11 protein-coding genes are annotated in these 8,465 nt (G+C 72.4%); 4 read left to right on the top strand and 7 right to left on the bottom strand.

Features of this window, described 5'->3' with window-relative positions:
• Window positions 1-1,409 (top strand): heparinase II/III family protein (locus ACRDSK_RS28745; RefSeq protein WP_431444489.1); only part of this gene is annotated, 1,409 nt, incomplete at its 5' end.
• On the opposite strand, the gene ACRDSK_RS28740 is transcribed toward ACRDSK_RS28745, so the two are convergent.
• Genes ACRDSK_RS28740 through ACRDSK_RS28730 form a run of 3 tightly spaced genes read right to left on the bottom strand, consistent with a single transcriptional unit; the run spans window position 1,406 to window position 2,570 of the window.
• Window positions 1,406-1,798, bottom strand: a complete 393-nt coding sequence (locus ACRDSK_RS28740) for a cupin domain-containing protein (RefSeq protein ID WP_431444488.1) — start codon at window positions 1,796-1,798, stop codon at window positions 1,406-1,408. The genes ACRDSK_RS28745 and ACRDSK_RS28740 overlap by 4 nt on opposite strands.
• Window positions 1,799-1,804: 6 nt before the next feature.
• Window positions 1,805-2,227, bottom strand: a complete 423-nt coding sequence (gene msrB, locus ACRDSK_RS28735; RefSeq protein ID WP_431444487.1) for a peptide-methionine (R)-S-oxide reductase MsrB — start codon at window positions 2,225-2,227, stop codon at window positions 1,805-1,807.
• A gap of 10 nt (window positions 2,228-2,237) precedes the next feature.
• Window positions 2,238-2,570 carry a hypothetical protein gene (locus ACRDSK_RS28730; protein WP_431444486.1) on the bottom strand — a complete coding sequence of 111 codons (333 nt, stop codon included), beginning with the start codon at window positions 2,568-2,570 and terminating at the stop codon, window positions 2,238-2,240.
• Between the two features lie 22 nt (window positions 2,571-2,592).
• Between ACRDSK_RS28730 and ligD the strand changes: the two genes are divergently transcribed.
• Window positions 2,593-3,639: a non-homologous end-joining DNA ligase gene (ligD, locus tag ACRDSK_RS28725; protein WP_431444485.1), complete on the top strand. Its 1,047-nt coding sequence runs from the start codon at window positions 2,593-2,595 to the stop codon at window positions 3,637-3,639.
• A gap of 28 nt (window positions 3,640-3,667) precedes the next feature.
• Here the strand turns inward: ligD and ACRDSK_RS28720 are convergent, their stop codons facing one another.
• Window positions 3,668-4,129, bottom strand: a complete 462-nt coding sequence (locus ACRDSK_RS28720; RefSeq protein WP_431444484.1) for a hypothetical protein — start codon at window positions 4,127-4,129, stop codon at window positions 3,668-3,670.
• Between the two features lie 160 nt (window positions 4,130-4,289).
• Here ACRDSK_RS28720 and ACRDSK_RS28715 point away from each other — a divergent pair, with 160 nt between their 5' ends.
• Window positions 4,290-4,496, top strand: a complete 207-nt coding sequence (locus ACRDSK_RS28715; protein WP_431444483.1) for a hypothetical protein — start codon at window positions 4,290-4,292, stop codon at window positions 4,494-4,496.
• A gap of 70 nt (window positions 4,497-4,566) precedes the next feature.
• Here the strand turns inward: ACRDSK_RS28715 and ACRDSK_RS28710 are convergent, their stop codons facing one another.
• Window positions 4,567-5,424, bottom strand: a complete 858-nt coding sequence (locus ACRDSK_RS28710; protein WP_431444482.1) for an endonuclease/exonuclease/phosphatase family protein — start codon at window positions 5,422-5,424, stop codon at window positions 4,567-4,569.
• 115 nt (window positions 5,425-5,539) lie between these two features.
• A complete protein-coding gene (locus ACRDSK_RS28705) occupies window positions 5,540-7,090 on the bottom strand; it encodes an alpha/beta hydrolase (RefSeq protein ID WP_431444481.1) in 1,551 nt (516 codons plus the stop codon).
• Window positions 7,091-7,168: 78 nt separating this feature from the next.
• Between ACRDSK_RS28705 and ACRDSK_RS28700 the strand changes: the two genes are divergently transcribed.
• Window positions 7,169-8,242, top strand: coding sequence for an ATP-dependent DNA ligase (locus ACRDSK_RS28700; RefSeq protein ID WP_431444480.1), 1,074 nt, complete (start codon window positions 7,169-7,171; stop codon window positions 8,240-8,242).
• Here the strand turns inward: ACRDSK_RS28700 and ACRDSK_RS28695 are convergent.
• The coding region (locus tag ACRDSK_RS28695) for a dihydrofolate reductase family protein (RefSeq protein ID WP_431444479.1) at window positions 8,223-8,465 on the bottom strand (243 nt) is incomplete at its 5' end. The two genes, ACRDSK_RS28700 and ACRDSK_RS28695, sit on opposite strands and share 20 nt — an antisense overlap.

Genomic DNA, 8,465 nt, shown 5'->3' with positions numbered 1-8,465 from the left:
TCCGGCTGCTGGGCTGCGTGCTCGGCGGCGCCCGCTGGCTGGCCGACGAGCACGACGCGTTCCGGCCGGGCAACTGGCAGCTCGTCGGCGCGTGCACGCTGCTCAGCGCCGGCGTGCTGTTCCCGGAGCTCGCCGAGTCGGCCGACTGGGTGGCGACCGGCCGGGCCAGGATCACCGAGCACCTCGTCCGCGACGTGCACCCCGACGGCGGGCACCACGAGCGCTCGCCCGGATACCACCGGCTCTGCCTGGAGTTCCTGCACCGGGTGGCGCCGCTCGCGGAGCGCTACCTCGACTGGCCGCTCGGCGCGGACGAGCGGGTCGTGGCCATGTGCGACTGGCTCGTGGCGATGGCGACGCCGGAGGGCTGGCTGCCGCCGTTCCAGGACACCGGGCACGAGGCGGCCGGACCGTATCTGGTCGCCGGACACCGGTGGGCGCCCAAGCCGGAGTACAAGGCGCTCGCCGCGGCGACGATGGAGCCCGCGGCGGTCGCTTCGCTCCTCGGCGCGGAGCCGGACCGCGACGGGGTGCCGGCCGCGCAGGCGTGGGCTTCCGCGCCGGCCGCGGACCCGCCGGCGCGGGGTGTCTGGCTGTCGGGCAGCAGGTACTTCGTGAGCAGGTCGGACTGGCGGCCGGGCTCGCTGTACGCGGCGGTGAACTGCGGGCCCCGGGTGCCCCACGAGCTGGAGTCGCACAGCCACCGGGCCTGCCTCGACGTCGTCCTGTGGGGGCACGGGCAGCCGCTGGCGTGGGAGGCGGGCGGGCCGGCCGACTACGACGACCCGGAGTACCACGACTGGTACCAGTCGTCGGAGGCGCACAGCTCGGTGGTGTTCCCCGGCCGGTCGCCCGACCTCGAGGCCGGTGCTGCGGTGTCCGCCGTGGTGCTGCGACCGTCGCTCGACGCGCTAGTCGCGCACCACGACGGTTGGGGCGTACGGCATCGTCGGACGTTCCTGGCCGTGCGGCCGGCGGGGGAGCTGCCCGGCTACTGGCTGCTCCGCGACGAGGTGCCCGCGGCCGGCTGGCGGTGGCTCCTGCACGGCCGCGGCCCGTGGCGCCGAACCGGCCCGGCGACCTTCGTGTCGGTCGAGCCACCGGGCCTGCTCGTCCACGTGCCGGGCGACTGGACGGCGACGACACGTGTGGGGCGCACGTCGTACCCGACCCCGTCGGGCCCGTGTTGGGGCGAGCTGCACTGCCTGGAGCTGACGCCCGGCGCCGACGTGCTGACGGCCCTGCTGGTGCCGTTCGCCGACGAGCCGCCCGAGGTCGGAGAGGTCACGGTCACCGAACCGGCCCCCGGACAGCTGCGCATCACCTGGCCGACGGCGACCGACGAGCTGGCTCCGGGCCGCTGGACCCGCCGCGGCGGCCTCGATGACTCGGCGGTCTCGCTGACCTAGTCGAGTGCGCGTCCGGTGGTGGTCGTGATGTGCTCGGGAAGCTCGTCGTGTCGATCGCCGGTGTTCGGGGTTCCTGCCGGTTCGAACATCAGAATCGACGCAGCGGGCGTGGCCGAGGGTTTGTGCGCGACACCGCGCGGAACGACGAAGATCGACCCGCGGGGCAGCCGGACCTCGCGTTCGCCGTGCTTCTCGCGGAGGCCGATGCGCAGTTCTCCGTCGAGAACGAGGAAGAACTCGTCGGTGTCATCGTGGCTGTGCCAGGCGAAATCGCCGGCCACCTTGGCGACACGAACGTCGTAGTCGTTGATCCGCGCGACGATGCGTGGGTCCCACAGGTCGTCGAAGCTGGCCAGCGCGGCCGCGAGGTCGATGGGTTCGCTGCTCACGGCGCGCTACTCGGCGGGGAGCAGCCGCAGGGAGATCGAGTTGATGCAGTACCGCTGGTCGGTGGGCGTCGGGTAGCCCTCGCCCTCGAAGACGTGGCCCAGGTGGCTGTGGCAGTTGGCGCACAGCACCTCGACGCGGGCCATGCCCATTGACCGGTCCTCGTGCAGGATCACGGCCTCGGTGTCCTGCGGGGCGTAGAACGACGGCCAACCACAGTGGGACTCGAACTTCGTGTCGCTGCGGAACAGCTCCGCGCCGCAGGCCCGGCACTCGTACACGCCGACCGACTTCGTGTCGGTGTACTCGCCGGTGAACGGGCGCTCCGTGCCGGCCTGGCGCAGGACCGCGTACTCCTCGGCGGTGAGCTGCTGGCGCCACTCCTCGTCCGACTTCACCACCGGCGGGGTGGCTTCCACTTCCTGGCTCATGCGCTCCACGCTACTCGGCGAAAGTGGTGAAGGCGTACACCAGCGCGTCCCACACGGCGACCGTCACCCCGAGCAGGATCAGCAGCACGAGGATGCTCGCCATCAGCTTGCGGTGCCCGCCGAGCCGGTTGGCGGAGGCGGCGAAGTCCCGCATGTCGGTCAGGTAGCCCTCGACGGTGAAGCTCGGGTGCACGCGCCGCTGGCGCTGGAGGTGCTCGGCGAACGCCCGCGCCTCCGGGTCGTCGGGATCCAGCCCGAGCAGCTCCTCGTCGAACTGGTCGGCGAGGGGATCCGCGGGCCGGCGCCGGTCGTCGTCCGGATCTTGGGTCCCGTTCACGGCCATGGTCCCACGGTAACCTGACGCCGTGGCGGAGGCGATCGAGCTAACCGTGGGCGGGCGCACGGTCCGCGTGTCCAACCCGAGCAAGCCGTATTTCGCGGACAAGGGCGTCACCAAGGGCGACGTCGTCGAGTACTTCCTGTCCGTCGGCGACGGCATCCTCGGCGCGCTGCGGGACCGGCCGACGACGCTGGAACGCTGGCCGGGCGGCGTTTTCGAGGGCGCGAAGCTGTCCACGCGCGGCGACAACAAGGGCGACGCCTTCTACCAGAAGCGGGTGCCCAAGGGCGCCCCCGACTACGTGGAGACCGTGCGGATCGCCTTTCCCAGCGGCCGGCCAGCCGACGAGGTGTGCCCGACCGAGCTCGCGGTGGTGGCCTGGGCGGCGAACCTCGGCACGCTCACCTTCCACCCCTGGCCCGTCCGCCGCCCCGAGGTCGACCATCCCGACCAGCTGCGCGTCGACCTCGACCCACAGCCCGGCACGTCGTTCGCCGACGCCGCGGCCGTCGCGCACGAGCTGCGTGCGCTGCTCGACGAGCTCGGCATGACCGGCTTCCCCAAGACCTCCGGCGGCCGCGGCCTGCACGTCTACGTGCCGATCGAGCCGCGCTGGACCTTCGTCGAGGCTCGCCGCGCGCTGATCGCGCTGGCCCGCGCGCTCGCGCGGCGCCGGCCCGACCAGGTGACGGTCAACTGGTGGAAGGAGGAGCGCGGCGAGCGGATCTTCATCGACTACAACCAGATGGCCCGCGACCGCACGATCGCCTGCGCGTACTCGATCCGCCCGACGGCTCGCGCGCTGGTCTCCGCCCCGCTGGCGTGGGACGAGCTCGACGACGTGGCCCCCGAGGACTTCGACGTGCACACCATGCCGGCCCGGTTCGCGAAGGTCGGCGACCTGCACGCGGGCGTGGCCGACCAGGCCTACTCGCTGGAGCCGCTACTGGAGCTCGTGGCCCGCGACGAAAGCGAGGGCCTCGGCGACCTGCCGTACCCGCCGGACTACCCGAAGATGCCGGGCGAGCCCAAGCGCGTCCAACCGTCCCGGGCCCCCCGCACCGAGGACTGAGCCGGATCGAGACGAGGACCCGGTCAGGTCACGGCGCGCGGCGCCACGGCAGGCAGCCGGCGGAGTCGATGCGCTCGCCCTTGCGGATGTTGACCGAGCCCTGGTCGTTGAGCACGCCGTTGTCGATCACGTCGCCGTCCGCGCCGGAGCGGCTCCAGTAGCAGCCGCCCGCGTTGCCGCCGCTCGGCCCCTCTGTCCGGTAGGTGCCGGGTTGCACGTCCACGCCGACCTCGAACAGGCCGTCGGAGAACGAGGGGAGCGGACCGGGCGGCGGGGTCTCCGTCACCGTCTGGGTGATCGTCTTGGTCTCGAACTGGGTGGCGGTGACCGTCACCCGGGTGGCGGCCGGCGTCTCGCCTTCGCTCGAGTCGGAACCGGCGACGGTCCCCACGATCGCGGCCACCCCGGTCACGACGATCCCCGCGACGGTCAGGACCAGCCACGGCCACAGCGGCCACCGGTGCCCGGTCCCGCTGGTCTCCTTCTCCATCCCGACTCCTTGCGCCGCTGCCTTGCAGTCGTCACGTAATCCGTTTCCGTTACGGGGTAACGGAGCGTACCCGGATCCAGCGCCAGTCCAGCGCCGCGGTTGATTTCGGCCACCTCAGCGGGAAGCATCGGAGGCGTTGGACACACACCGACCAGGAGAGGTGACCGTGGCGCAGCCGTATGTCGTTCGCTATGTCGGCGGCCCACTCGACGGCCGGGTGGACACGCTTGCCGAGTTGCCCGACGAGCCGCGCAGCACGGTCACCCACGTGCACCTGCACGAGGGTCCGAAGATCGTTCATCACTACGACCTCTGCTACGCCGTCGAGTACGGCTGCGAGTACCGCGTCCGCGCGGAGGAAGACTAGTGGTGCGCCGCGGCCGGCGACACGTCCGATCGGTGGCCTCGTTGCTCCAACCGGGCGATTCTCGAATGGCCTAACGCCGCACCGCCAGGTCCGCGACGACCGGCCGGTGGTCGGACGCGAGCGAGTCGAGCACCTCGGCGCCCCGCGCCCGGATCCCAGCCGAGAAGGTCACGTAGTCGATCCGCTTCGCCGGCTCGGCCGCCGGGTAGGTGTGGCCGGGCTCGGTCGAGGCCCACGCGTCCCGCAGCCGGGTCCACAGCGGCGCGAGCTCGGGCGCGGCCGGCTCGGCGTTGAGGTCGCCGAGCAGCACCTGGCGGGCGCCGCGCGGGTCGCGGCCCATGATGCGCAGCGTGTCCGCCACCTGCATCTCCCGCACCGCCGGGTCCGCCCGGTAGTCGAGGTGTGTGGTGTAGACGTGCACCGGCACGCCGCGCACCGACACCACGGCCTCGGCGAACCCGGGCGCCGGCTCGGGTACCGGGTTCGGGTCCTGTGTGGACAGTCGGGTGATCCAGTGGTTCTCCGTGCGCAGGATCGGGTACCGGCTGAGCACGGCGACGCCGTAGCGGCGGCGCGGGGCGCCCTCGGTCAGCGGCGGCAGGTCGTAGATCGGCGCGAAGAACACCCGCATGTGCAGCATCCGGGCCAGCTCCCGGGCCTGGTCGCGGAAGTCGCTGCGCGCGTCCCAGTGCACGTCGACCTCCTCGAGGCCGACCACGTCCGCGCCGCTGTCCCGGATCACCGCCGCGGTGCGCGCCAGGTCGAGCCGGGCGTCGGAGCCGATGCCGGTGTGGATGTTGTAGCTCAGCACCCGCAGCGAGACCTCGCGGGCCGGTGCGGCCGACGCGGGCGGGGTGAGCAGCGACAGGACGAGAAGCGTGGCCACGAGCAGGGCGAGCCGGCGCATCGGGGGACCAACTGTGTACATTTTCTCGCTCCGCTCCGCCGCTAACACGCCGTCTTCCCTCCTCCGTGCTCGGCGCTGGCGCGCCTGCGCGCGTTCGTCGGTCCAGACGGCGTACGCGGCTCCGCTCCCGCTCGCCCTAGGGTGGGCAGACCGTCCCGTTGCGCGGCACCTTAGCGTCGGTGAGGAAACTCAGGGCGGCGTCCGTGGCACAGGCGGAGTAACCCAGGGCGCCGTGCCCGCCGCCCTGCCACGACAGGAGCACCCCGGATGCGAGCTGCTGCGCGGCCCGCTCGGTGCCCTCCTCCGGGGTGACCGCGTCGCTCGCGGTGCCGACCACCACGATCGGCGGGGCGCCGGAGGCGGTCGGCGTCGGCAGTGGCTGGTTGGGCACGGTCCACGGGCTGCACAGCGCGAGTCGCTGCAGCGCGACCGGGCCGAACATCGGGAACCGCTCGCTCCAGTCCTCGCCGAGCTGCTCGATGCGTTCCGGGGACAGCCGGGTCTTGGTGTCGTTGCACGTGGTCACGAGCATCGGGTCCAGCGTCGCGACCTGCCTGCTCGTGCCGATCACCACGGGCAGGAGCAGGTCGACGAGACCCTGCGGGTCACCGTCGCTCGCCCGCGCGAGGGCCGCGGACAGCGCGGGCCAGCGAGTCCGGTCGGCGAGACCGACCATGACCGCCTGCAGCGCCGAGCCGGCGGTGATGTCGAGCTCCTCCGGCTCGGTGAGCGGGCTCGCGCGCAGCTCGCCGAGCAGGTTCAGCAGCGTGCGCTTCGGCTCGACGCCGAGCTCGCAGCGCCGGTTGACGCAGTCGGCGGCGAACGCGTTGAGGGCGGCCTCCGCGCCCTTGGCCACGCCCTCGAGCGTGACCGCGGCGTCCTGCGTGGGGTCGGGCACGCCGTCGAGCACCATCCGGCCGACGTGGTCGGGGTAGCGGTCGGCGTAGACCGACAACACCCGCGAGCCCTCGCCGTGCCCGATGCCGTTCAGCCGGGGCACGCCGAGCGCGTCGCGCAGCGTCTCCAGGTCGGCGGCCGTGCGCCAGGTGTCGATGGCCGGCAGCTGGGTCTCCAGCTGGATCGAGCACTGCTGACCGGCGGTCTGCGCGGCCTGGAGCCAGATGTCGATCGGCAGGTCGACCGGGTCGGCGTCGACGATCGCGCGACGGATCTCCTCGGGGATGCAGTTGGCGGCGTCGGAGTTGCCGGTGCCCCGGCGGTCCACGCCGATCAGCGTGAACTCTTGGAGGAACTCCTGGGGCAGCTTCGCGGCCAGGCGGGCGGCGTAGATCGTGCCGGGCAGCCCGTCGACGTCGTTGAGGACGACGAGCGGCACCTTCCCCTCCCCGGCGCGCAGCAGCTGCACCCGGGTGATCCCGCGGCCGGGCGCGTAGGGCGAGTCGAGGACCGCGTTGATCTTGCCGCACTCGATCGGCAGCCAGCCGGGCAGCTTCTCCTTGGCGAGCAGGATGCGGACCTCCGTGCCGCACTCCCGCCAGGCCATACCGCCGGACATCTTCTCAAGCGGCGGCACCTCGGGCGTGCCGCCGGGCTTGTCCCCGTCGGGCGGCGGGGCCTCCCGCACGACGATCCCGGGACGTGCCGAGGGGCCCGCGGTGCAGGCGGTGGCCAGGCCGGCGACGACGATCAGAAGGGCGATCCACCTCGCCCAGCCCCGGCCGGTCAACAGTCCTCCCCACACATCCCTGGTAGATCGGCAGCGTCGCACGGGCTAGGTATGGCTCCAGTGAGTAAGAATGGCGGCGTGCAGCTGCCTGTGATGCCGCCCGTGCCGCCCATGCTGGCCAAGGCCGTGCCGTCGATCCCCGCCGGCCAGTTCTACGAGCCGAAGTGGGACGGCTTCCGCTCGATCATCTTCCGGGACGGTGACGAGGTAGAGATCGGCAGCCGCAACGAGCGCCCGATGACCCGCTACTTCCCGGAGGTCGTCGAGGCGCTCAAGGCCAACCTGCCGGAGCGGTGCGTGCTGGACGGCGAGATCGTGGTCGCCAGCACCGAGAAGCACGGCCTCGACTGGGAGGCGCTGCAGCAGCGGATCCATCCCGCGGCGAGCCGGGTGAAGCTGCTGAGTGAGCAGACGCCGGCGAGCTTCGTCGCCTTCGACCTGCTCGCCCTGGGCGACGAGTCCTATCTGGAGCGCCCGTTCGGCGAGCGCCGCGCCGCCCTGGAGAAGGCGTTGGCCTCGGTGCGGGCACCCGTGCACATCACGCTCGGCACCACCGACCGGGACACGGCCGCCGAGTGGTTCGACCTGTTCGAGGGCGCCGGGCTCGACGGTCTCATCGCCAAGCAGCTGGACGAGCCCTACCAGCCCGACAAGCGGGTGATGAAGAAGATCAAGCACGAGCGCACCGCGGACTGCGTGCTCGCCGGCTACCGGGTGCACAAGTCCGGCCCGGACGCGATCGGCTCGCTGCTGCTCGGGCTGTTCAACGAGGAGGGCAAGCTCGCGTCGGTCGGCGTGGTGGGCGCGTTCCCCATGGCCCGGCGCAAGGAGCTGATGGTCGAGCTGGCCCCGCTGGTCACCACGTTCGACGACCACCCGTGGGCCTGGGCGGCGCACGAGGCGGGGGAGCGCACGCCGCGCAAGAACGAGGTCAGCCGGTGGAACGCGGGCAAGGACCTGTCGTTCGTCCCGCTGCGCCCGGAGCGGGTGCTCGAGGTGCGCTACGACTACATGGAGGGCCCGCGCTTCCGGCACACCGCCCAGTTCGTCCGCTGGCGCCCGGACCGCGAGCCGGAGTCGTGCACCTACGACCAGCTCGAGCAGCCGGTCCGCTTCGACATCGCCGACATCCTCAAGCCCGCCGATACCTGAGCATCAGGAAGTCGTCCTCGGTCAGCACCGACTCGAGCCGCAGCCGCAGTGGGTCCACCCGCGCCACGCCCTCGGCGATGCGGGGCGCGCCCGCGCCGGACAGCAGCGGGGCGATCGTCAGGCACAGCTGGTCGACCAGGTCGGCCGCGATCAGCTCGCCGAACAGGTGCGGCCCGCCCTCGCAGCAGACGCGCAGCAGGCCGCGGTCGGCGAGCGCGTCGAG

Origin of the sequence: Actinophytocola sp., from assembly GCF_050699915.1 — a bacterium.
In the GTDB taxonomy this organism is placed as follows: domain Bacteria; phylum Actinomycetota; class Actinomycetes; order Mycobacteriales; family Pseudonocardiaceae; genus Actinophytocola.
Note: the sequence above shows the minus strand (reverse complement) of the source record. Positions and strands in the feature narration are given on the sequence as shown.

What these genes read in the sequence shown, in the direction of transcription:
- msrB (WP_431444487.1), bottom strand. Translation starts at nt 2,227, where the DNA reads ATGAGCCAGGAAGTGGAAGCCACCCCGCCGGTGGTGAAGTCGGACGAG.
- ACRDSK_RS28730 (WP_431444486.1), bottom strand. Translation starts at nt 2,570, where the DNA reads ATGGCCGTGAACGGGACCCAAGATCCGGACGACGACCGGCGCCGGCCC.
- ACRDSK_RS28720 (WP_431444484.1), bottom strand. Translation starts at nt 4,129, where the DNA reads ATGGAGAAGGAGACCAGCGGGACCGGGCACCGGTGGCCGCTGTGGCCG.
- ACRDSK_RS28710 (WP_431444482.1), bottom strand. Translation starts at nt 5,424, where the DNA reads ATGTACACAGTTGGTCCCCCGATGCGCCGGCTCGCCCTGCTCGTGGCC.